The following is a 22,837-nucleotide window of genomic DNA, read 5'->3' as shown; positions in this document are numbered from 1 at the left end:
CTAGGAGGTTTCCCCCTAGCCGTTATTGTTCATATTAGCAGAAGCAAGCTGCTCCTACAATAATTAGTAAAATAAACAGTACAACAAGTAATGCGAACCCACTGCTAAAACCACAATCAACGTGACCCATAGTTTTTTGACCTCCTACATTGTTCTTACTACACTGTTATCATATGAAGTGGTGGGCATGATGACATAGGCATCGGTCTATTTTTAATTAAATTTCTTAAAAAGGTTGGATAGAACATGAGTATGCTCTATACTTATGTTGTTATAGAAAAAATGTGGTGGGATGCTTTGTGCAATATAATTTTAAAGTAGAGGCTTTTGAAGGGCCGTTAGATCTATTGTTACATTTAATACATCGTTATGAAATTGATATATATAATATTCCTGTAGCAGATATTACAGAGCAATATTTATCTTATGTGCATACGATGAAAGAACTTCAATTAGATGTTGCAAGTGAGTATTTAGTAATGGCTGCAACGTTATTACAAATTAAAAGTAAGATGTTGTTGCCGAAACATGAAGAAGATGTACTTGATAACGGTGATGATTTTATAGATGATCCTCGTCAAGAATTGATGGAGAGGTTAATTGAATATAAGAAATATAAGCAAGTTGCTACTGAGTTAAAAGAAAGAGAACAAGAAAGAGCACAGCTATATACACGTCCACCAATTGACTTTACATCGTTGCAACAAGAAGAGGAGACAAGCTTACCTCTTGATGTTACGTTATATGATATGCTAGCAGCATTTCAAAAATTAATGCGCCGTAAAAAGGCAAAAAAACCTGTAACAACACGTATTACTCGTCAAGAAATACCAATTGAACAGCGAATGACTGATATTTTAAAGCAGTTAAAAATAAAGGGTGGTCGCCAAAGTTTTTACGATTTGTTTGTTGATGATGAACGTGAAATAATGGTTGTAACATTTTTAGCAGTTCTGGAACTTATGAAAAATCAACAAATCATAATTGAGCAAGAACATAATTTTGATGAAATTTTCGTATCAAGCTCTAATAAATCTGCATAGAGCAAGTATGTGAAAATGGGATAGAAACATTTTATCTCATGCTATGTTTTAATGTATCGTTTGGAACAAGAGAAAAAATATTGAACCGAACGCATTAATTGTGATTCGGTTTTTTGATGTGTATTTTTATGGGAAAATAGAAGGAAGGAGCTCGTGAAATGGATAGGAAAGAACAAAAGTCAATTATTGAAGGCCTTTTATTTGTTTCTGGTGATGAAGGGATTTATCCAGAACAAATAGCGAAAGTTCTTGAAATTGAAATGAATGAAGTAATTAATATTTTAGAAGAAATGCAACAAGAATGTGAAGGTGCAAACCGTGGTTTGCAAATTGTACAGTATGCAAAAGTATATCGTTTTGCTACAAAGAAAGAACATGCTTCATATTATCAAAAATTAATAGATACACCAACAGCTGCTTCACTCTCACAAGCTGCCCTCGAAACTTTAGCGATTGTTGCATATCGCCAACCAATCACAAGGACTGAAATGGAAGAGATTAGAGGAGTTAAAACCGATAAGGCGTTACAAACGTTGGTTTCACATTTACTTATAAAAGAAATGGGAAGAGCAGAAGGACCAGGGCGTCCTATTTTATACGGAACAACAAAAGAATTTTTGGACACATTTGGATTGAAAACATTAGATGATTTACCACCGCTTTCTGAAGAGAATGAACAAATGAATGAAGCGGATTTATTCTTCGGTTCCTTACAAGAGATATCGAAATAAAAGCTTAGCATTTTGCTAAGCTTTTTTTGTATATCAATTATTTACAGTGCCATACTAAATGAAAAAAGGAGACGAGTTATGAGAAGTATGCGGATTATTTTATTATTAGTTTCTGTTTTATTATGTTTTTCTTTAAATAGCGCATCAGCTAAAAGGTATATGATGTCCATTCATACTACGTCTCCTTTACATATGCATCGGCAACATCTTAGTAAAATGAAAGTGAGCTTTTTAAAAGTGGGGCAAGGTGACGCAACACTTATTATAATGCCAAATGGACAAACAATGTTAATTGATGGAGGACCTTATGAAGCAGGAGAGGTTATTATTCAGAAATTAATTGAGAAAGGGATTAATCATCTAGATGTAATTGTCAGTACGCATCCCGATATGGATCATATAGGAGGGTTAATTCCAATTGTAGAGCAAATACCGGTATCGCTTATATTAGATAGCGGAAAAACATATAGTTCTCTTACTTATCATACGTATCGGAATAATATTAAAAAAAGAGGGATACCTTTCGTTTCAGTAAAGGAAGGACAATATATACCGCTGGATCCACATGTTTCTATACAAGTATTAAACAACGGGAAATCAAAAGATGAAAATAATGAATCCTCAATTGTTTTAAAGGTGCGATATGGAAAAGCGGATTTTTTATTAATGGGTGACGCGGATGTACGAACAGAACATGAAATATTAAAACAATTTGATGTCCATGCAGATGTGTTAAAAGTGGGGCATCACGGCTCATATACTTCAACAAGTGAAACGTTTATAAAAAAAGTGGAACCGCAGTTTGCTATTTTGTCGTACGGGAGTAGTAATCCGTATGGACATCCTCACCAAAGTGTAGTGAAACGCTTAAAAAGGCACGGTATAATGGTATATAGAACGAATAAACGTACAGTAGAAATGGAAACAGATGGTGAACATATTATGTTAGAGTCTAGCGGGTTAATGCCATTATTGAAGTGATTTCTATATTAGGGGGCGATACTGTCCCTTTTTGGAAAAATGAATAATATATATTATAATTATAAGAGACGTAAGAAATTTCCTTTTCTGTTGAATAAAAAGGAAATTTTATTAGAATGTATAGACAACTACTCGTGTGTATATTAAGATGGAACTAGGCGAATAAGGTAATAATAACAAGTAGGTAATTCATGGGAAAGGATCGATGAAAATGAAAACGCAAATTGTCATCAATGCCAAAATTTACACAGGTCAAGAAATAGTGGAAAACGGATTTATTCGTTACGCAGAAACCATTAAAGAAATTGGTTTGATGGCTCAATATGTACCACAAGAAAATGAAACTGTTTTTGATGCTACAGGGAAGATTGTAATTCCAGGTATGATCGATGTTCATATTCATGGTGGATACGATATTGATGCGATGGATGCAAATAGCGATGGGTTAGTAACTCTAGGTAAAGAAATGTTAAAAGAAGGGGTTACAACTTACTTCCCAACAACAATGACACAAGCTCCAGAGGCAATTGAAGCAGCGTTAACTGCTGCAAAAGAAGCAAAAGAAAAAGGAGCGCATTTTGAATATATTCACTTAGAAGGACCTTATGTTTCAAAGAAACGTGCAGGTGCACAACCACTTGAACATATCGTTCCTGCAAATATTGAGCAATTTAAACAATGGCAAGAAGCAAGTGGGAATTTAATTAAATTAGTAACATATGCACCAGAAGAAGAGGGAGCATTAGAGTTTGAACAATATCTTGCTGAAACTGGTGTAGTTGGCACAATGGGGCATACAGATGCAATTGATGCGCAACTAAAAAATAGAAAGATTACACATGCGACACATTTATACAATCAAATGCGTGGATTACATCACCGTGAACCAGGAGTTGTTGGTCATGTGTTATTAAATCCAGATGTAATGGTTGAAGTAATTACAGATGGCATTCATATTCACCCTGATATGGTGAAATTAGCATATAAGTTAAAAGGACCAAAAAAAGTAAGTGTTATTACTGACGCAATGCGTGCAAAAGGTCTTGAAGATGGATTATATGAGCTTGGCGGACAGCCAGTACATGTAAAAGATGGTAGTGCTCGATTAGAAGATGGAACGTTAGCTGGTAGTATTTTAAAAATGGATCAAGCTTTCCGAAATGTAATTGAATTTACAGGTTGTTCAATCGAAGATGCAGTACTGATGACATCAGTTAACCAAGCAGAAGAGTTTGGATTAAATAATAAAGGTGCATTAGCGGTAGGAAAAGATGCAGACTTTGTTGTGATGAATGAAGATTTACATGTATATGATACGGTTCGTTTAGGAATTCATATGAAGGAAGGGAAGTAATTAAATGAATATTCTTGTTGTAAAAACTCCAGAAGAACTAGCAGAAGCAGGTTATAAATTAATTGAAGAAGTTGTAAAAACAAAAGAAAATCCAACATTAGGAATGGCTACAGGAAGCTCTCCATTAGGTATTTATGCAGAAATGCGAAAAAATAAACTTGATACAAGCCGTGTAACCACTGTAAACTTAGATGAGTACGTAAATTTACCACATGAAGATAAAAACAGCTATCACTATTTCATGCAAGAACAGTTGTTTGATCATCTTCCATTTAAACAAACTTATGTACCAAACGGGATGGCAAGTGATTTAGAGAAAGAGTGCAAACGTTACGAGGGCATTCTAGCTGCTAACCCAGTTGACTTACAGATTCTTGGAATCGGTGAAAACGGTCACATCGGATTTAATGAGCCAGGAACACCGTTTAATTCTCCAACAAACATTGTTGAATTAACAGAATCTACACGCCAAGCAAACCTTCGCTTCTTCGAGAAAGAAGAAGATGTGCCAACTCATGCGATTACAATGGGAATTGGAAGCATTATGAAAGCGAAACAAATTCTACTAGTTGCTATGGGTTCTAAAAAGGCAGAAGCTGTTAAAGAATTATTGCAAGGTGAATATAGTGAAGAGTGTCCGGCTACAGTTTTACAACGTCATCCGAATGTAACCGTAATCGCTGATCAAGAAGCTCTATCTTTATGCAGTGAGGCGATTGCTGATGAACATCGACAAGTATTCACCATTTCCGATCTATTATCAGATTCAAGAGTGGGTGAAACAGCTAATTGAGGACGGCGAATGGAAGCCGGGAGATAAAATCCCATCTGAGAATGAACTTTGTGATAAGTTCGAAGTGAGTCGAATGACAATCAGACAGGCGATTAATAATTTAGTGGAACAAGGCTATTTATATCGGAAGCGTGGAATTGGAACATTTGTCCAACTTCCGAAAGTGGAACAAAAATTGCAAGGAATGACGGGATTCACAGAAGACATGATTTCTCGTGGGATGAACCCAAGTAGTCAATTACTTAGTTTCCGCCTAGTTCCAGCTACTGCTAAAATAGCAGACCGGTTGAGAATACAGGAGGGGGAATCGGTTTATGAAGTGAGGCGTATTCGCTTAGCTGATGATGAACCGATTGCTTTTGAGACGACATATTTGTCGCCAGCTCTTGTAAAAGATATTAACGAAGAGATATTGCAACAATCTTTATATGAACATTTAGAGAAAAAACTGGGCTTTAAACTTGTTAGCGCTACTCAGTCAATTGAAGCTTCCGTTGCGACGGAAAATGAAGCTGAACATCTGCATATTCCTAAAAAGGCGCCTGTACTTGTAATGCGTCAATGGTCATATTCAGAAGGTGAGGTACCGCTAGAGTACGTGAAATGTATTTATCGTGGAGATCGTTATAAATTTATTACGAATATCGCACGTAACAAATAGTATATTTCAGTTTGTGAAGTACAGTGGAATTGAAAATGGTTAACATGTAAAGAAATAAAAATACGACTCATCCTTATAAGGAATGAGTCGTATTTTTATTATGAGCAATTACGTGGTTAACAGCATCTTTGACGTGATTTACTACATAGTGAGCGTGATTTTTTACTGCATCATCTGCTTGTGACATAGCAAAACTGTGAGGAGTTAAAGAAAACATAGGAATATCATTGTAAGAATCCCCTATACAAGCAATTTCCTCAGGTTTTATTTGAAACTCATTTAATAAAACAGAAATGGCAGAGCCTTTACTAACATTCGGTGGCATTACATCTAAACATTGTTCTGCTGAGATGAAAGTACTAACTTTCCCGTGGAATTTTTCATCAATTTTTTTCTGAAGGAGTTGTAAGCTCTCCTTTGTTCCACCGACAGAAATTTTATTTGGGAAAATCGTATCATCAATCTTCTGTAGTAAGTTTGGTTCTTCAACAGAAGTCATAGTTACTTGTTGTTCAAGTTCTTGAATAAAAGGTGTTTTCTCTTCAATGTAATAATTATGCTCATCACTTACATAACGGAAATAAGGATCTTCATTCGTCATAGCTAACAAATCGGGAAGTATGCTGGAATCAAAAGTTGCAGATAATAGTTGTTTATTTTCATGTGTATATACAAAAACACCATTTACACTAATGCGATGAAAATTTGTATTTACAGCTTTCATTAAGTCTGCAATTTCATTATCAAGTCTTCCGGAAGCGAAGCAAAGAATAACATTTTGTTCGGCAAGGCTGCGTAGTGCCGCAACATCTTGTTCATCAATAAGACCTCCGTGTTGCATCATTGTACCATCGATATCACTTACAAACATTTTAATCATGCTGTTATCTCCTTTCTATGTACAGTTGCTCTTACATTATACGCATCATATATAAACATGTCTAAAAAATGAATTTTTATTAAATGGCAGATGTTTTACATTGACGACAAAGAAGAATATTCTGTAACATAAAAGTAGGCTATTTAAGTACGAGGGTGGTGTTATATGAGTAATTATCTAGAAATTAAAAAAGTTTTAAATAATAATGTCATCATTGCTAGCCATCCGGAACACGAGGAAGTAGTAGTGATTGGTAAAGGAATTGGATTTGGGAAAAAAGCGAAAGATGTATTGGAGCAAGAACAAATCGAAAAAATGTTTGTCTTAAAAAATGAACGTGATCGTGAACAATACAAATTATTAGTGCCGCATATTAGTGAAAAATTAATTGAATTGATGAACGATATTATGCTGTACATTCAAGAAAAAGCGAAATCTCCACTAAATGAACATATTCATATTGCGTTAACGGATCATATTTCATTTGCGATTAAAAGGTTAAAACAAGGACTTACAATTGATAACCCTTTTTTAGTTGAAACAAAAATGCTCTATCCAGAGGAATATGAAATTGCGGAAGGTGTTGTACAACTTTTAAATTCTCGTTTGCAAATTACATTGCCAGAAGGAGAAATTGGTTTTATTGCACTTCACATTTACAGTTCGCTTACAAATTCTGATTTATCTTCAGTTAATCAAAACTCCCGTCTCATTGCACAACTTGTATCTTTAATTGAGACAAACTTACAAATTACATTAGACCAAGAGAGCATTCATTATTTACGCCTTATTCGTCATCTTCAATATGCTATTGAGAGGGTGAAAAAAGGAGAAACAGTAGAAGAATCGCAAAGTTTTGCTGATTTATTAAAGGCGGAGTATCCAGTTTGCTATAACTTGGCTTGGAAGCTAGTTAAGGTCATGCAAAATGAGTTGCAACTACCTGTATATGAAGCTGAAAGTATTTATTTAACAATGCACTTGCAACGCTTAGTGAAGGCAGAGCATGTGTAAAAAGTCATATATTTTTGTCTAAAATGAAAACGTTAAAAAAAATGATTGAATCGCTTACAATAGTTATGTATAATAACTATTGCAAAGTTATACAAATTTCGACAAACACATTAAGGTGAGTAACGAAAACGTTTGCCTTAATTATAGTGAACTTATACGTAAACCTATTTTTGACACGTGTTACTGATTCGATCAGGCATGAGTGGAGAAAAGTAAGGAATGTAAGCTAGAGAAAGGGATATACTACCCTTTGTATAGCTATCGTTCTATCTTTTTTTCCTCATGTCTTTTTGGCGTTTGTCGGAAGGTATCAATATAGATAAGAGAGGAAGGGTTTCCATGTTTAAGAAGATCTTTGGTGTTCTTCAAAAAGTCGGAAAAGCGTTAATGCTTCCAGTAGCGATTTTACCGGCGGCAGGTATTTTACTTGGATTTGGTAATGCATTTCAAAATCCACAGTTAACAAATATTATTCCTGCTTTAAAAGCAGATTGGTTCGTAATGGTTGCAAAAATTATGGAACAATCTGGTGATATTATTTTCGCTAACCTTGCATTATTATTCGCAGTTGGGGTAGCAATTGGTTTAGCTGGTGGAGACGGAGTAGCTGGTTTAGCAGCATTCGTCGGCTACTTAATTATGAACAAAACGATGAGTGTGTTCTTAGAAGTAGATAAGCTAGTGAAAGTAACAAGTTCTGGAGCAGACCCAGTAAAAATTGGATTTGCAGATCCAGCGTATGCAAACGTATTAGGTATTCCAACGCTACAAACAGGGGTATTTGGTGGTATTATCGTCGGTATAGTAGCGGCATATTGCTATAATAAATACTTCAACATTGAATTACCATCATACTTAGGTTTCTTTGCAGGTAAGCGTTTCGTACCGATCGCAACTGCAACATTCTCTTTAATAGTAGGTATTATCATGTGCTTCGTTTGGCCATACATTCAAGGTGGCTTAAACACGTTCTCACATCAAATGATTGATGCAAATAGAACAATTGCAGCATTTATATTCGGTTTAATTGAACGTTCATTAATTCCATTTGGATTACATCACATTTTCTATTCACCGTTCTGGTTCGAATTCGGTCAGTATACGAATGCAGCTGGCGAATTAATCCGTGGTGACCAAAAAATCTTTATGGCACAGTTAAAAGACGGTGTAGAATTAACAGCAGGTACATTTACAACTGGTAAGTATCCGTTCATGATGTTCGGTCTTCCAGCAGCAGCTTTAGCAATGTACCATGAAGCACGTCCAGAAAATAAAAAATTAGCAGCAGGTATTTTAGGTTCTGCAGCATTAACATCTTTCTTAACAGGTATTACAGAGCCACTTGAATTTTCATTCTTATTCGTAGCGCCAGTATTATTCGGAATTCACGCTGTATTTGCTGGTCTATCATTTATGACAATGCAAATTTTAGGTGTTAAAATTGGTATGACATTCTCTGGTGGTTTAATTGACTTCCTATTATTCGGTGTACTACCAGGCCGTACAGCATGGTGGTGGGTAATTATTGTTGGTCTTGTACTAGCAGTTATTTACTACTTCGGATTCCGCTTTGCAATTCGCAAATGGAATCTAAAAACACCTGGTCGTGAAGTGGCAAATGCAAATGACGGCGCAGGAAAAGCAGAAGCAGGCGAACTTCCTCGTGAAGTATTAGTAGCACTTGGTGGTAAAGAAAACATTGCTTCTTTAGATGCTTGTATTACTCGTTTACGTGTTCAAGTTAACGAACAAAAGAATGTAAACAAAGACCGCTTAAAAGAACTTGGAGCAGCTGGTGTACTTGAAGTTGGAAATAACATTCAAGCAATTTTCGGGCCGAAATCTGACACATTAAAATCACAAATTCATGATATTATGTCAGGTCGTACACCTCATGTTGAAAAAGAAGAACCTGTAAAAGTGGAAGAAACTCCTCAAAAAGTTGATGAAAATGAAACAATTGTATCACCAATCGAAGGAAAAATCTTACCAATTACAGAAGTACCTGACCAAGTATTCTCAGGAAAAATGATGGGAGACGGATTTGCAATTGAGCCAACTGAAGGAACAGTAGTTTCTCCAGTTAACGGTGAGATTGTCAATGTATTCCCTACAAAACATGCGATTGGTATTCAATCTGAAGGCGGAAAAGAAATTTTAATCCACTTCGGTATTGATACTGTAAAATTAAATGGTGAAGGTTTTGAAGCGCTTGTAGCACAAGGCGACAAGGTGAAACAAGGCCAACCATTATTAAAAGTAGATCTTGCATTTGTAAAAGAAAATGCACCATCTATCATTACACCAATTGTCTTTACAAACTTACAACAAGGGCAACAAGTCGAATTGGAAAAAGATGGAAATGTTAAGAAGGGCGAAACCGCTATTATTGACATTCAGTAGGAATTTGACGCAAAATGTTTATAATTATAATAGGCGATGTGGTTGACCGAACATCGCCTATTATATACAATAGATGATGTAGTACTCACATCTATACAACTAAAAAATACTGTAATTTAAAGGAGATAAATTATCATGGAAAAAATCTTTAAAGTAACTAGCGACTCAGGAATTCATGCTCGTCCAGCAACTCTACTTGTAAACACTGCAAGCAAATTCGGTTCTGACATTAACTTAGAGTATAACGGAAAGAACGTTAACTTAAAATCAATCATGGGCGTTATGTCTTTAGGCATTCAACAAAACGCAGAAATTAAAATCACTGCAAATGGTGATGATGCAGCTCAAGCACTAGCAGCTATCGAAGAAACTATGAAAAACGAAGGATTAGGAGAATAATGACTCTTAACATTCAAGGGATCGCTGCATCAAGTGGGATTGCTATTGCAAAGGCTTTCAGACTTGAAAATCCTGAATTTAACATCGAAAAGAAATCAATTACAAACGAAGCTGCAGAAATTGCACGCTTAGACGCTGCGCTTGAAAAAGCAAAAACTGAATTAGAAGCTATTAAGGACCACGCATTTGCTGAGCTAGGTGCTGACAAAGCTGCGATCTTTGAAGCACATTTATTAGTATTAAATGATCCAGAACTAGTAAACCCAGTAAAAGATAAAGTAAATAGCGAAAAAGTAAATGCTGAATTTGCAATGGATGAAGTTGCATCAATGTTTATTTCTATGTTTGAAAACATGGATAACGAATATATGAAAGAACGTGCTGCGGACATTCGTGACGTAACAAAACGCGTTCTTGCACATTTACTAGGAATTAACTTCTCAAATCCTGGTACAATTTCTGAAGAGGTAATCATCATTGCTGAAGATTTAACACCATCTGATACAGCTCAGTTAAACCGTAAGTATGCAAAAGGTTTCACTACTGATATCGGTGGACGTACATCTCACTCTGCAATTATGGCTCGTTCTATGGAAATTCCAGCTGTTGTTGGTACGAAAGTTGTTATGGAGAAAATCCAAAACGGCGATATCGTTATCATTGACGGTTTAGATGGAGAAGTAATTGTAAACCCATCAGAAGAAACTCTTCGTTCGTTTGAAGAAAAGAAAGCGAAATTTGAAGAGCAAAAAGCTGAATGGGCAAAATTAAAAGACCAAGCTACTGTAACAAGTGACGGACATCACGTTGAGCTTGTTGCAAATATCGGAACACCAAATGATGTACAAGGTATTATCGATAATGGCGGAGAAGGCGTTGGCTTATACCGTACAGAATTCTTATACATGGGCCGTGACAATCTTCCAACAGAAGAAGAGCAGTTCGAAGCGTATAAAGCAGTTCTTGAAGGTGTAAAAGAAGGTCAACCAGTCGTTGTTCGTACACTTGACATCGGTGGAGATAAAGAGCTTCCATACTTACATTTACCAAAAGAAATGAATCCATTCTTAGGATACCGTGCAATTCGCTTATGTCTTGATGAACAAGATGTGTTCCGTACACAACTTCGTGCATTACTTCGTGCTAGCGTATACGGTAACTTAAAAATTATGTTCCCAATGATTGCAACTCTTGATGAGTTCCGTCAAGCGAAAGCGATTTTATTAGAAGAGAAAGCGAAACTTGTAGAAGCGGGTACAACTGTTTCTGATTCTATTGAAGTTGGTATGATGGTTGAAATCCCAGCTTCAGCAGTATTAGCAGACCAATTCGCGAAAGAAGTTGACTTCTTCTCTATCGGAACAAATGATTTAATCCAATACACAATGGCTGCAGACCGTATGAACGAACAAGTATCTTACTTATACCAACCATACAACCCATCTATTTTACGTCTTGTAAAAATGGTTATCGATGCTGCTCATAAAGAAGGCAAATGGGCTGGTATGTGTGGTGAGATGGCGGGCGATTCACTTGCTATCCCATTATTATTAGGATTAGGTTTAGATGAGTTCAGTATGAGTGCAACATCTATTCTTCCTGCAAGAACACAGCTAAGCAAGTTGTCAAAAGCAGAAATGGAAACATTAGCAGAAAAAGCATTAATGATGTCAACTGCTGAAGAAGTTGTTGAACTAGTTAAAAGCATATAATTAATAAAAAAACCTGAGCCGATTTGAAATCGGTCTCAGGTTTTTTCTATGAGAAAAGTAAATCTTATTTGCTTACTATTGAGGATAAGAGACAGAATTAGATAGCGATTGCAACGATATCAGTTGGGCATACGCGTAAAATACCAGTAAAAGTATTTCGATTTTGATTGTTCTTATCGTCTTTATTGTTATCTTTGTTATCTTTGCCATTACGAGCTAAAGCAGAGAAAAGAGCAACACCGTTACAGAAACCTTCAAAAATTACATTGTTGAAAGTACCATTACCTCTAATGCTTAAAAGAGAAAGCTCTGTTCCAACTGAAATGCTAGCAAGTACGTTACATACAGCTGGTTGTTGTGGTCTAACTACTTCTCTCTCTTTCTCACGATGGTCGCGATGGTCACACTCTCTTTCACGATGATGACAGTCTCTAAAGTTATCACAGCATCCAAATGATCCAAACATAATCCTCATCACCCCCTTCACACTTATAATCTATGTAAGTTCGGTAGTTAGTGACTGGACAGAGAGTGGAATTTTTTCTAGGGGATTTTCTCATTTTAAATGACTAGCTGGGTGTTTAGTATGGAATGATGTTTAAAATAGGGGAGATATAACAAAAAATGTAAAAACCACCGAAATAAATGAAATGGGTAGCCTTTACACTTTTTTACTTTTATATAAAACGATGATATATACGGGAAGAGCTAGGAGTAATGGTACAATGGATCGTGCAGTGTGTTTTTCTGATTCTAATTGGAATGCTTCTTCTTTTGGAAATTGTAAAATGGAGATGTTTGCGGCATCACCAATAAAATATAGAAGCAGTACAGTTACTATGTAACATAAAAGTGCGATAAAGCTTCCGTATGAACTCAATGAAAATCCCTCTCTTGTTATCTATTTGTTATCATTGTATCACAATTGTAACAAAAATACACGGGTATATTTCAATGCCTTAACAAAATTCGACACGAAACGTCACGTTTATTTATGATAAGGGAATAGAATATACTTTTCCATAAGTATAAATGTCGAATGATTTGTAGTAATATTACAAAAGTATGACAGGGAATAAAAAAACGAAGGCAATGTAGTTGCCTTCGTTTTTTATTATTTTGCCCACTCGCTCACTTGCTCTACGCTCATGCGAGGTGCAGGGTGGCCTTTTAAAGTTGATTCACCAATTGTAATAAGCATAATTGGAACGTAACGAGATGAAACGTTAAATTCGTCTGTCAGTGCTTGTGGGTTGAAGCCACCAATAGCACAAGTATCCCAACCAGTTGCTTTAGCTGCAAGCATAAGTTGCATTGCTGCTAAAGATGCATTTGAAAAGGCAGCATCTCTTGGGAATTGTTCACGAGCATATGCAGATTCAATATTTTTAGCTAAGCGTTCTTTTGCTTCTTCTTTCATAAATCCTTGTTCTACAATTGGACCATATACTGGCTCAACATTTTTATAAGCTTCTAAATCACCTAAAATAGCGACTACTGCAGAAGCATCAAGAATTTGTTGTTGGTTATAAGCTATTGGGTGTAATCGTTTTTGTACATCTTCACCTTGAAAAACAAGGAATTTCCAGTGTTGTAAGTTCCAAGCGGAAGGTGCTTGTGCTGCGGCTTTTAAAATCTCATGTAATTCTGTAGATGAGATTTCTTTATTTGGGTTAAATGCACGTGTAGATGTGCGTTCATATAGAACATCAAAAAAGTTGTCGTTTGTCATTGTATATCCTCCAAATTGTATATCGAATTATTTTCAAAAAAATAATATACATTACTTACATTTTGTAAGTTATCGAATTTAAGAATATAATATCTTTATTTTAATTGTCAAGTTTTAAAAATTAGCTAGGGCATTCATACAAACGATACAATTCCTACAATCATACACTAAAAAAGGAATTTATAGAGTGAAAAGCGAAGATAACATTCTCAATTAGCTTGTTAATATGTATCTCTCACAAATTAAAGTTTATTGGAGACCAGTCTTTTAAAAAAGTTTGTGAGGAATTCAGTAGAACAAGATATATGAAGTGAGTGAAGACTAGTGATTAACATACTACATTTTTTATTAGAGAATACGGTTTTCCAAAATGTGTTACAAGATCTGCAGTTAAATGTCCTTTATATAGAAAATGGATGTAAGCATCAACAAACGGTAGAAAATATCCATCCAAAATGTATGTTTATAGCAAATAGTTTTGAAGAGGGCGAACTATTATTTCAAAGAACGAAACCACACATTATCATTACGTATGTAACAGATTATTCTCAAATAAAATATATAAAGAATATGTATACTCCGCACAGTACATTCATTGTCATTTGGGATCAACAAATAACAAAAGAATTTACAGATGTACTTGCATTAGGAATACGTAATATTGTAATAGCTCCTGTAACTCCGCAAGCAGTGTTAGAGGAAGTGAATAAGAGTTTGTATCAACTTTCTTTAGTAAGGCAAGTTAGTTTGCAGCAGGAATTGCTTCAAACGATGTTTGATTTTCAAAATGATCTATTATTTATAGTAGAAGATGATGAAATAGTTGATTGTAATACAAATTTTTTAGCTTTTTTCGGATATGAAAATTTGTTTGCCTATCGTGAGCAACATTTGGTATTTGCTGAACATTTTATTAGAGAAAATGGATACTACTCGACGACGCATGATATAACATGGCTAGACGATACTTTATCTAGTGGTAGAAGAATTAAGATGTTAAATTATGAAGGGGCAGTATCTACTTTTCTATTACGTGCGACACCATTGCCAGAAGATTTATCAAGATTTATTGTAAAGTGCACGGAAATTACAGAATTAGATGAAATCTATCAAGAACAAGAAAGACTTGCTATGATAGATTCATTGACAGAGATTTATAATCGTTTAAAGTTTCAACAAATACTAGAGGTAGAATGGGAAAAGGTAATACGTAGTGATGAGAAAATAGCAATCATTTTATTTGATATAGATAATTTTAAAACAGTTAATGACACATATGGTCATGATTTTGGCGATTTAGCATTAATACAACTTGCAGAGCTTATGAAATCTAAAGTGGAGCAGCAACATGTATTTGCAAGATGGGGAGGAGAAGAATTCATTATATTAGTGACAAATACAGTAGAAAAGGAAGCATTTCAAGTTGCGGAGTCATTACGATTCTTTATTGAAACAAAGCAATTTACTGGAATTTCGAAGTTAACAGCTAGCTTTGGAGTTGCGTTATATGAACAAGGAACTACAAGAGAAGAATTAATGCAACGAGCGGACATTGCATTATATGAAGCGAAAAAAAATGGAAAGAATCAAGTATGTGTGTATAGAAAAGAAAAAATGTAATTTTTCGCAACAAATTGTTGCGATTTTTTTTTATTGTTTGATAATAGAATAGGGGGGATAATTTTTAGCGAAGGAATTATGGAGGATCAATATGATAAAAAAAGTAATGGTGATGGCTTCACTGTCTGCTATAGTTGGCGGCGGAGTATACTATTTTCTTGTTAGCCCCAATATAAAGGAAAACACTGTATTAACAACTAAAGTGAATCCTACTATTGAATCGGAAGTACAAGGGAATATAGAAGAAAAAGAAGAGCAACAAATTGATTATGCTAGCATATCTCAAAAATTAGATCAATATTTAGTCGGAAAGCAATTTAATGGAACAGTTTTGGTAACAGATAAAGAGCATGTTATATTGAATAAAGGATATGGGTATGCTGATGTTCAAAATAAAATAGAAAATACGCCTCAAACAAAATATCGTATCGGTTCTATTACGAAAACAGTTGTTGCCACATCTATTTTACAGTTGCAAGAACAAGGTAAATTGAATATTCAAGATAATGTAAATAAATATATTCCTTCATTTCCGGAGAATAAAAATATTACGCTATATCATTTATTAACGCATACCTCTGGTTTACCTGAACATGCGAAAGGAAATGTGAATGCTGCTTCCCGTTTACAGTTAATTAATTGGATTGGACGTCAAAATTTAGAATTTCCTGCAGGAACAGGTTGGAGATATACAGATTATAATTATATGGTTCTTGCTTATATAATAGAACATATCTCCAAAAAACCTTTAGGAGATTACATAAAAGAAAACATATTTATAAAAGCAGATATGCATGAATCCGGTATGGGAAATATGGTACCTGGAGATAAAAATTTTGCAAAGGGTTATGTGAAAAAAGATAAAGAGCTTGTACCAGCGCAGAAGTTAGGCATGGATTGGCTATATGGTTGTGGTGAGATGTATACGACAGTTGGAGATATGAAGAAATTAGACGAAGCAATTATAAATGGAAAACTTCTTTCTGAACAAAGTATACAAGCAATGTTTTCACCTTCAGCAGAACGGAAATATGCATTTAGTTTTTATATATATCCAGATTATTTTCATAATCATGGTGTATTATCTGGTTGGAACACTTTCAATAATTTTAATAAAGAAAAAGGAACTTTTGTTATGTTATTTTCAAATGTGAAAAATAGTATGGATGATGACTTTAATAAAGAGTTCCGAAAGATGGTAAATGATTTATTAGAACAAAGGGGATGAGAAAATGGAACATAAAACTTTATCAATAGGTTTCATTGGTATTGGCGTAATGGGAAAAAGTATGGTTTATCACTTAATGCAAGATGGTCATAAAGTATATGTATATAATAGAACGAAAGCAAAAACAGATTCTTTAGTGCAAGATGGTGCAAATTGGTGTAATACGCCAAAAGAGTTAGTGAAGCAAGTTGATATTGTAATGACAATGGTTGGATATCCACATGATGTAGAAGAAGTGTATTTTGGTATAGAAGGAATTATAGAACATGCAAAAGAAGGTACGATAGCAATTGACTTTACGACATCTACACCTACTTTAGCAAAACGGATTAATGAAGTTGCAAAAAGCAAAAATATATATACTTTAGATGCACCTGTCTCAGGAGGAGATGTTGGCGCGAAAGAAGCAAAACTCGCAATTATGGTAGGTGGAGAGAAAGAAATATATGATAGATGCTTACCTTTACTTGAAAAGTTAGGAACAAACATTCAATTACAAGGACCAGCTGGGAGTGGACAACATACAAAAATGTGCAATCAAATTGCCATTGCTTCCAATATGATTGGAGTATGTGAAGCTGTTGCTTACGCGAAGAAGGCTGGACTGAATCCAGATAAAGTGTTAGAGAGTATTTCAACAGGGGCAGCAGGTAGCTGGTCATTAAGTAATTTAGCTCCTCGAATGTTAAAAGGAGACTTTGAGCCAGGATTTTATGTAAAGCATTTTATGAAAGATATGAAAATTGCTTTAGAGGAAGCAGAAAAATTACAATTACCAGTCCCAGGCTTAAGTTTGGCGAAAGAATTGTATGAAGAGTTAATTAAGGATGGCGAAGAAAATAGTGGAACACAAGTATTATATAAAAAATATATAAGGGGGTAAACGAGGTGGACCTTCAAAAGTTTGATGAGATGATTGATACTGTACAGCGAGCTACTTGTATGCAAATTAATGAAAGACAAAAAGAAGCTTTTAAACAAAAATATGATTTTGAACCAGAATTTGAATATGGAAGAGATGAGAAGGGGCATTATGTAATTCGAACCTCAAAAAAGATGTTAGAAGAAATGGAGTTTTATTTAGCATTGAAATATGATCGTGATGGAGTGGATCTTTATATGCAAGCTGAGATTGACGGCATATTTTATGTATCTATTAGCTATGGTGAAGATGCCCTACATCTACAAGAATTGTTTCAATTTCTAGAAGAAAATAAATAAAAGTCCTCAAATGAGGACTTTTATTTATTTAGTCATCTTTAATTTTTATAATTATAAGTTAGAAGCCCGGCGGCATCGTTCAACCGGGAACGGGATAATTTGTGCGATGTGATTAGGGCCAAATTGTTTTGTACGAGCATGGCGTATTATATAAAAAGCACACAGAATTGAAACAGGAATAGCGCCGAATAAACCAAATAATAAAGCGCTTACACAAGATGCGACAAATCCTAAAACACCAATTTCTAACTCTTCCATAATAGCTCCTAAAATAACAGGAAATGCTCCACATGTAACTCCAAGTATAAGTGCGATAAGTAAGCTCATGATTATCCCCCTCTGTTTGCGATATTATTTTCCTTCTTAGTTAATTGTAGTATATCACATATAAAACAGAATTTTCAGAAAAAATTTAATAAATGTTCAAAAAATGTTCGAAAAATGCACTTGAAAAATCAAGATGTTAAATTTGTGATGAAATAGTACTTTCAAGTAAATAAAAAATCAGGCTTATTTCAAAATGAAATAAGCCTGTTCCATAGGAGGATGTATATATGTAGAGTGAATAAAAGTTTGGAAAAGGGGGTCCAAGTCCTTTTATTCAACTAACTACCTTAATAGATTGGAACCCAGCCTTCAGTTGTCACAAAAATACGAATAGCTACAACTTGGCGATCATCTTGCAAGGTAAAATAATGTCTTGCATTTTCAGGAACAGATATTAAATCGCCTGGCTCAAGTTCAACATCAAAGAATTTCCCATCTTTACCTTCAATAGCGAAAATGCCATGACCACTGACGATAAAGCGAACTTCGTCATCTGTATGATGGTGTTCCTTTTGGAAATTAATTAATAATTCGTCAAGGTTAGGGGTGCTATTTGAAAGTGAAATTACATCATGTGCTTTATAACCACGGCGTGCTGAAACATCAGCGATTTCTTTTGAAAACACAGCTAATATTTCAGCTTTGTTTTCATCTGTTAACGAATAATTTTCATTTAAATGAGTAGGAAGTTTAGAAATATTCCATTTCTCATATAAAACGCCTTCCTCTTGTAGAAATTTAGATACTTCCACTTCATTTTCAATACGAGTATTTACTTCATGAATACGAATTTGCGCCATTAGAAACGCCTCCTTGAATTGATAATAGTTTTATATGAAATTGGAATAAAAACTCATAAGCTTCTAATCTCTTCTTTGCATCAAAGCTATCTCGGCCCCATACAGTAATACCGTGGTTACGGATTAATACTGCACCCGAATCTCCTTGTATATGCTTTCGGAAGTTTTCTCCAAGCGTTGGGATATGGGCATGGTTTTCAATAATAGGAATTTGAATTGTTGCACCTTCTTCCCAAATATCGAGTGCTTTAATAATTTCTTGATTTTGAAGGGTGACTGCATCACTATATAAATTTGTGATGACATTATTATCAGTTGTATGAACATGAAGTACGCACCCGGCATTCGTATTGTTATAAATGTGTGTATGCAATATTGTTTCTGCTGAAGGGCGTAATTCAGTCTCTAAAACGGGAACTCCTACATGATCTACTAATAGAAAATCATCTGGAGTGGTTTTTGTTTTATCTTTACCGCTTGCTGTAATAAGAAAAGTAAGTGGTTCATGGCTAACCTTTATAGAAATATTACCACTTGTTGCTGGAAACCAATTTCGTGTTGTTAACTCTTTTTTTAACTCGCTTAAGTCATACCATTGACGAAAAAGTTGTTTCATGCCTTCACCTCCAACAAAAGTTTTAATTCAGCTTGCACATCTTGAAATGTTTCAAACGGTGTATAAGCAATATGATTTTCTTCACACTTTGTAATAAGAAAATCGCGAGCGAATACTTTATCAGCTTGTTTCGCGGCTTGTAAATCAGTAATAGAATCTCCAATTACAATATGAAAGTCATTTGTATCACTTAATTTACGGATTAATGATGATTTACATAATCCGCAATGATTTTGACAATGATCATCACAAGAATGAGGCCATTTAACTGTAATAAACTCTGCTGAAAAGTCTGTTTCATTACAATAAATTTGCTCTTTTGGAATGATTCCTTGTAAGAGTGGATAGACGAAGAAATCCATTCCACCTGATATCACGTAAAAAGAAATGTTATTTTCCTTTACGAATTGTATAAACTCATGAAAACCACTACGGATTTCAGCAGTTTCTATTAAAAATTGAATAATATCATCGTGCAGATTAGTAGGTATTAATTGAAATAATCGAGAAACACCTTCTTGAATGGATAGTTCTTGTGATAAAATTTTATTCTTTACTTCTTCGGCTTCTGGTGGTGCGAATTTTTCCATAATGGACATAATGTTATCATTATTTGTAATCGTGCCATCGAAATCACAAAATACTTGAATACTCATAATTTCACCTCATAAGAGGGATTTCCCCATATTTGTAGTGCACTATGCAAATTTATGTCGTCTACTTCATGGAGTGGTTTATTTTGCAAAGTAGCATCAATTGCAGTACGGAAAGCTTTACCGCCGCCTTGCGCTCCATTTGGATGTCCGTGTATCCCGCCGCCAGCATTAATAACAACATCTTTACCGAAATCTCGTACAATAAAGGGAACGAAACCAGGATGAATACCAGCAGACGGAACAGAAAAGCTCTTCTTGAAAAATGCATCGTCTTCAGTTAAATATTTTGAGATAGCAAGAGCCTCCTCTTTTTCTAGCGCAACACTTCCGTATGGAGATGGGAATAATGAAAAGTCAGCCCCAGCATAACGTAGTAGCTTTCCAAGTAATAATGGTGATGAAACTCCATATAACTTGGATGCTGAATAAGCACCACTTACAGCAGGATGTGCCATAATAGGAACTGGGATTTCATCATCTTCTGCAAGTGATTGTAGTACATCTAGTCCGTAAGCAAATACGTTAAATAATAGAATATCAGCTCCAGCTTGCACTGCACGTTTAGCATTTTCTTTTAAATCAAAAGTTCGTCCTGTTAAATTTAAGGCATATAACGTTTTATGACCGTATGTTTCGTAGACAGATTGTAAAACTTCTTTTCCAGATACAATGCGTTTCGTAAGTGGTGTTAATGCATTTTCAAATAATATTTCATCATCTTTTACTATATCTACACCACCAATTGCTTGATCGCGTAATTGCGTTTTTAAATACCCAATGTTTCGTCCAATCATTCCTTTAAAAATACTCATTAAAAGGGGACGATCATGCACTTGTAAAAGATTTCGAATACCATCTATCCCGAATTTTGGACCAGGAAAATGTTTTTTTAACTCGTCTGAAAAAGTTAAGTCAATTAGTTTTACTTCGCCATCAAGTGATAGCTTTCCAAATGTAGTCGTTAAAATCGCTGGTAAATCTGGACTGAAGTTTAATAGCGGATATTCGATTTTAATAATTCCGCGTTTTACTTTTTTACGTAAATACGAATTGGTATATTCATGTTCAGCTAATTCCTCAACATGAATGACGTTGCCTTTATGCTGCTTTAATTGTTCTTGCAATAAGTGTGGCAAATGAGTCCAAGAGCCAATTGTTAAACCGAGTGCAATTTGCTCAGCTTTTTTTTCTAAGTTATGTGAATCATCATGGATTAAATACGTCGCTATAATTCCGCTCATTGTTATAACCTCCTAGTTAAATAAAAAAACCTCTCAGCTAAGGAGAGGTTTTTTTACAACCAGCTCCTTATCTGTCAGCGTAATGCTGCGAGAATTAGCACCGTGTCTACAATTGTAGATCGGTTGCCGGGTTTCGTCGGGCTCGTCCCTCCACCTGCTCTTGATAAGAAGTATTTAGAAATGTTTAAATTTTTAAGATAACTGAATTTTGTCAGATATTTTTCGTGTTGTCAATTACTTTTTGAAAAAATTTAATTTATCAATTCGATTAATGGCTTCCCGTAATCTATCTTCTGCATGCAAGAGACCAACACGGACATACCCTTCCCCATGCTTACCAAATCCAACACCAGGAGCAACTGCGACATGTGCTTTTTCTAGTAAAATATCAGAAAATTGCTCAGAGGTATATCCTTTTGGAACGGGAAGCCATGCAAAGAATGATCCTTTTGGAATGTCTACATTCCAACCAATTGAGTGACAGGCTGAAATAAGAGCGTTTCTTCGAGATTCGTAACTATTTACAAGGTCTATTACGCAAGACTGTGAACTTAATAGCGCTTCTCGAGCAGCATCTTGAACTGCACCGAATATACTAACATACATATGATCTTGTAATAGGTTAATTGTTTCAATCACACTTTCATTCCCTACAGCAAAAGCGATGCGCCAGCCAGCCATATTGAAAGTTTTTGATAATGTGTAAATTTCAATTCCTATATCTTTCGCACCATCTGCTTGCAAGAAACTAACAGGTTTTTGACCATCAAATCCGATAGCGCCATAAGCAAAATCGTGAACAACTAATATATTATGTTTATTAGCAAAGTGAATGGTTGCATCAAAAAAATCTTTTGATGCAGTAGCACCGGTAGGATTATTTGGATAGTTTAAAAACATTAATTTTGCACGCTCTGCAATAGAGTCATCAATGTTTGTATAATCTGGTAAAAAGTTATTTTCTGCAATAAGCGGCATTGTTTCAAAGTGTGCTTTTGCTAAAGCAACCCCGGATAAATAATCTGGATAACCTGGATCCGGAACGAGAATCGTATCACCAGGATTTGTAAAACAAATCGGTAATTCTACTAGTCCAGCCTTCCCGCCAAACAAAATAGCAACTTCAGTTTTTGGGTTTAATTCGACGCCGTATTCACGTTTATAGAATGTAGCCACGGCTTCCTTTAAGCTTTCATGTCCGCGAAATGGCGGATATTTATGATGAATGGTCTTTTCGGCAGCATCTTGTAAAGCTTTTACGATATGCTGCGGTGTTGGTTGATCTGGATTACCTTGACCTAGATTAATAACATCGTGACCAGCTGCAACGACTTTGTTAACTTTTGCAACAAGTGAAGCGAAAAATTGTGTTGGCAATGATGTTACTATCTCAGAAGGTTGAAATAATTTCATACTTTCCACCTC

Annotated in this window: 25 protein-coding genes and 1 riboswitch; of the genes, 14 read left to right on the top strand and 11 right to left on the bottom strand. The window is 35.1% G+C overall.

All coding sequences use genetic code 11. The features are described from left to right. Window positions 1–34: 34 nt before the first annotated feature. On the bottom strand, window positions 35–130 hold the full coding sequence (locus ACS2CR_RS23290) for a YjcZ family sporulation protein (RefSeq protein ID WP_053512802.1): 96 nt from the start codon (window positions 128–130) through the stop codon (window positions 35–37). 169 nt (window positions 131–299) lie between these two features. On the opposite strand from ACS2CR_RS23290, the gene scpA reads away from it, so the two are divergent. From scpA to phnF, 6 genes are all read left to right on the top strand, one after another. Beyond that, window positions 300–1,043, top strand: coding sequence for a segregation/condensation protein A (scpA, locus tag ACS2CR_RS23285; RefSeq protein WP_001199753.1), 744 nt, complete (start codon window positions 300–302; stop codon window positions 1,041–1,043). A gap of 158 nt (window positions 1,044–1,201) precedes the next feature. Continuing rightward, window positions 1,202–1,774 carry a segregation/condensation protein ScpB gene (gene scpB, locus ACS2CR_RS23280; RefSeq protein ID WP_000375171.1) on the top strand — a complete coding sequence of 191 codons (573 nt, stop codon included), beginning with the start codon at window positions 1,202–1,204 and terminating at the stop codon, window positions 1,772–1,774. A gap of 78 nt (window positions 1,775–1,852) precedes the next feature. Continuing rightward, on the top strand, window positions 1,853–2,755 hold the full coding sequence (locus ACS2CR_RS23275) for a ComEC/Rec2 family competence protein (protein ID WP_001257288.1): 903 nt from the start codon (window positions 1,853–1,855) through the stop codon (window positions 2,753–2,755). Between the two features lie 211 nt (window positions 2,756–2,966). Next, window positions 2,967–4,109, top strand: coding sequence for an N-acetylglucosamine-6-phosphate deacetylase (gene nagA / locus ACS2CR_RS23270; RefSeq protein WP_001987227.1), 1,143 nt, complete (start codon window positions 2,967–2,969; stop codon window positions 4,107–4,109). Window positions 4,110–4,113: 4 nt separating this feature from the next. Beyond that, the gene (nagB, locus tag ACS2CR_RS23265) at window positions 4,114–4,902 is read left to right on the top strand and encodes a glucosamine-6-phosphate deaminase (protein ID WP_001024212.1); all 789 of its coding nucleotides are present in this window, start codon (window positions 4,114–4,116) and stop codon (window positions 4,900–4,902) included. Next, complete coding sequence (gene phnF / locus ACS2CR_RS23260; protein ID WP_021727649.1) at window positions 4,832–5,563, top strand: phosphonate metabolism transcriptional regulator PhnF; 732 nt, start codon at window positions 4,832–4,834, stop codon at window positions 5,561–5,563. Before nagB ends, phnF begins: the two co-directional genes overlap by 71 nt. Window positions 5,564–5,636: 73 nt before the next feature. On the opposite strand, the gene ACS2CR_RS23255 is transcribed toward phnF, so the two are convergent. Further along, window positions 5,637–6,443 carry a Cof-type HAD-IIB family hydrolase gene (locus tag ACS2CR_RS23255; RefSeq protein WP_000594244.1) on the bottom strand — a complete coding sequence of 269 codons (807 nt, stop codon included), beginning with the start codon at window positions 6,441–6,443 and terminating at the stop codon, window positions 5,637–5,639. A gap of 165 nt (window positions 6,444–6,608) precedes the next feature. Here ACS2CR_RS23255 and glcT point away from each other — a divergent pair, with 165 nt between their 5' ends. From glcT to ptsP, 4 genes are all read left to right on the top strand, one after another. Next, a complete protein-coding gene (gene glcT / locus ACS2CR_RS23250) occupies window positions 6,609–7,457 on the top strand; it encodes a glucose PTS transporter transcription antiterminator GlcT (protein ID WP_153602661.1) in 849 nt (282 codons plus the stop codon). Window positions 7,458–7,796: 339 nt separating this feature from the next. Beyond that, the gene (gene ptsG / locus ACS2CR_RS23245; protein ID WP_153602660.1) at window positions 7,797–9,860 is read left to right on the top strand and encodes a PTS glucose transporter subunit IIABC; all 2,064 of its coding nucleotides are present in this window, start codon (window positions 7,797–7,799) and stop codon (window positions 9,858–9,860) included. Between the two features lie 135 nt (window positions 9,861–9,995). Beyond that, window positions 9,996–10,259 carry a phosphocarrier protein HPr gene (gene ptsH / locus ACS2CR_RS23240; RefSeq protein WP_000411080.1) on the top strand — a complete coding sequence of 88 codons (264 nt, stop codon included), beginning with the start codon at window positions 9,996–9,998 and terminating at the stop codon, window positions 10,257–10,259. Continuing rightward, complete coding sequence (gene ptsP, locus ACS2CR_RS23235) at window positions 10,259–11,971, top strand: phosphoenolpyruvate--protein phosphotransferase (RefSeq protein ID WP_000174207.1); 1,713 nt, start codon at window positions 10,259–10,261, stop codon at window positions 11,969–11,971. The genes ptsH and ptsP overlap by 1 nt, the downstream gene beginning before the upstream one ends. Window positions 11,972–12,068: 97 nt before the next feature. On the opposite strand, the gene ACS2CR_RS23230 is transcribed toward ptsP, so the two are convergent. The 3 genes from ACS2CR_RS23230 to ACS2CR_RS23220 all read right to left on the bottom strand — a co-directional run bounded on the left by ACS2CR_RS23230 (window position 12,069) and on the right by ACS2CR_RS23220 (window position 13,703). After that, window positions 12,069–12,437: a DUF3915 domain-containing protein gene (locus tag ACS2CR_RS23230; protein ID WP_000468035.1), complete on the bottom strand. Its 369-nt coding sequence runs from the start codon at window positions 12,435–12,437 to the stop codon at window positions 12,069–12,071. Between the two features lie 195 nt (window positions 12,438–12,632). Further along, the gene (locus ACS2CR_RS23225; protein ID WP_000100485.1) at window positions 12,633–12,851 is read right to left on the bottom strand and encodes a hypothetical protein; all 219 of its coding nucleotides are present in this window, start codon (window positions 12,849–12,851) and stop codon (window positions 12,633–12,635) included. A 234-nt stretch (window positions 12,852–13,085) separates the two neighbouring features. Then, window positions 13,086–13,703, bottom strand: coding sequence for a nitroreductase family protein (locus ACS2CR_RS23220; RefSeq protein WP_000180372.1), 618 nt, complete (start codon window positions 13,701–13,703; stop codon window positions 13,086–13,088). 327 nt (window positions 13,704–14,030) lie between these two features. Here ACS2CR_RS23220 and ACS2CR_RS23215 point away from each other — a divergent pair, with 327 nt between their 5' ends. The 4 genes from ACS2CR_RS23215 (at window position 14,031) to ACS2CR_RS23200 (ending at window position 17,772) form a co-directional block, all read left to right on the top strand. After that, entirely contained in the window at window positions 14,031–15,323 is a 1,293-nt protein-coding gene (locus ACS2CR_RS23215; RefSeq protein WP_001023189.1) for a GGDEF domain-containing protein, read from the top strand. Between the two features lie 91 nt (window positions 15,324–15,414). Continuing rightward, on the top strand, window positions 15,415–16,551 hold the full coding sequence (locus tag ACS2CR_RS23210) for a serine hydrolase (protein WP_000592899.1): 1,137 nt from the start codon (window positions 15,415–15,417) through the stop codon (window positions 16,549–16,551). A gap of 4 nt (window positions 16,552–16,555) precedes the next feature. Continuing rightward, entirely contained in the window at window positions 16,556–17,434 is an 879-nt protein-coding gene (locus ACS2CR_RS23205; RefSeq protein WP_000400431.1) for an NAD(P)-dependent oxidoreductase, read from the top strand. 5 nt (window positions 17,435–17,439) lie between these two features. Next, window positions 17,440–17,772 (top strand): DUF3909 family protein, encoded by a 333-nt coding sequence (locus ACS2CR_RS23200; RefSeq protein ID WP_000365624.1) that lies wholly within the window; start codon window positions 17,440–17,442, stop codon window positions 17,770–17,772. Between the two features lie 51 nt (window positions 17,773–17,823). Here ACS2CR_RS23200 and ACS2CR_RS23195 read toward each other — a convergent pair whose 3' ends face one another. From ACS2CR_RS23195 to ACS2CR_RS23170, 6 genes are all read right to left on the bottom strand, one after another. Then, on the bottom strand, window positions 17,824–18,099 hold the full coding sequence (locus ACS2CR_RS23195; protein WP_000054659.1) for a hypothetical protein: 276 nt from the start codon (window positions 18,097–18,099) through the stop codon (window positions 17,824–17,826). A 287-nt stretch (window positions 18,100–18,386) separates the two neighbouring features. After that, on the bottom strand, window positions 18,387–18,899 hold the full coding sequence (locus tag ACS2CR_RS23190) for a 1,2-dihydroxy-3-keto-5-methylthiopentene dioxygenase (RefSeq protein WP_000057317.1): 513 nt from the start codon (window positions 18,897–18,899) through the stop codon (window positions 18,387–18,389). Further along, a complete protein-coding gene (locus ACS2CR_RS23185; protein ID WP_000811347.1) occupies window positions 18,877–19,515 on the bottom strand; it encodes a methylthioribulose 1-phosphate dehydratase in 639 nt (212 codons plus the stop codon). The genes ACS2CR_RS23190 and ACS2CR_RS23185 overlap by 23 nt, the downstream gene beginning before the upstream one ends. Beyond that, window positions 19,512–20,171, bottom strand: a complete 660-nt coding sequence (locus ACS2CR_RS23180; protein ID WP_000027467.1) for a 2-hydroxy-3-keto-5-methylthiopentenyl-1-phosphate phosphatase — start codon at window positions 20,169–20,171, stop codon at window positions 19,512–19,514. The genes ACS2CR_RS23185 and ACS2CR_RS23180 overlap by 4 nt, the downstream gene beginning before the upstream one ends. Next, window positions 20,168–21,412, bottom strand: coding sequence for a 2,3-diketo-5-methylthiopentyl-1-phosphate enolase (mtnW, locus tag ACS2CR_RS23175; RefSeq protein WP_000014192.1), 1,245 nt, complete (start codon window positions 21,410–21,412; stop codon window positions 20,168–20,170). Before mtnW ends, ACS2CR_RS23180 begins: the two co-directional genes overlap by 4 nt. A gap of 64 nt (window positions 21,413–21,476) precedes the next feature. Beyond that, window positions 21,477–21,582, bottom strand: a riboswitch (SAM riboswitch). Between the two features lie 64 nt (window positions 21,583–21,646). Then, the gene (locus ACS2CR_RS23170; RefSeq protein WP_000765513.1) at window positions 21,647–22,825 is read right to left on the bottom strand and encodes a pyridoxal phosphate-dependent aminotransferase; all 1,179 of its coding nucleotides are present in this window, start codon (window positions 22,823–22,825) and stop codon (window positions 21,647–21,649) included. Between the last annotated feature and the right edge of the window lie 12 nt (window positions 22,826–22,837).

Source organism: Bacillus cereus group sp. BceL291, from assembly GCF_051776705.1.
GTDB classification, from domain to species: domain Bacteria; phylum Bacillota; class Bacilli; order Bacillales; family Bacillaceae_G; genus Bacillus_A; species Bacillus_A cereus.
This window is presented reverse-complemented; position numbering and strand designations above follow the sequence as displayed.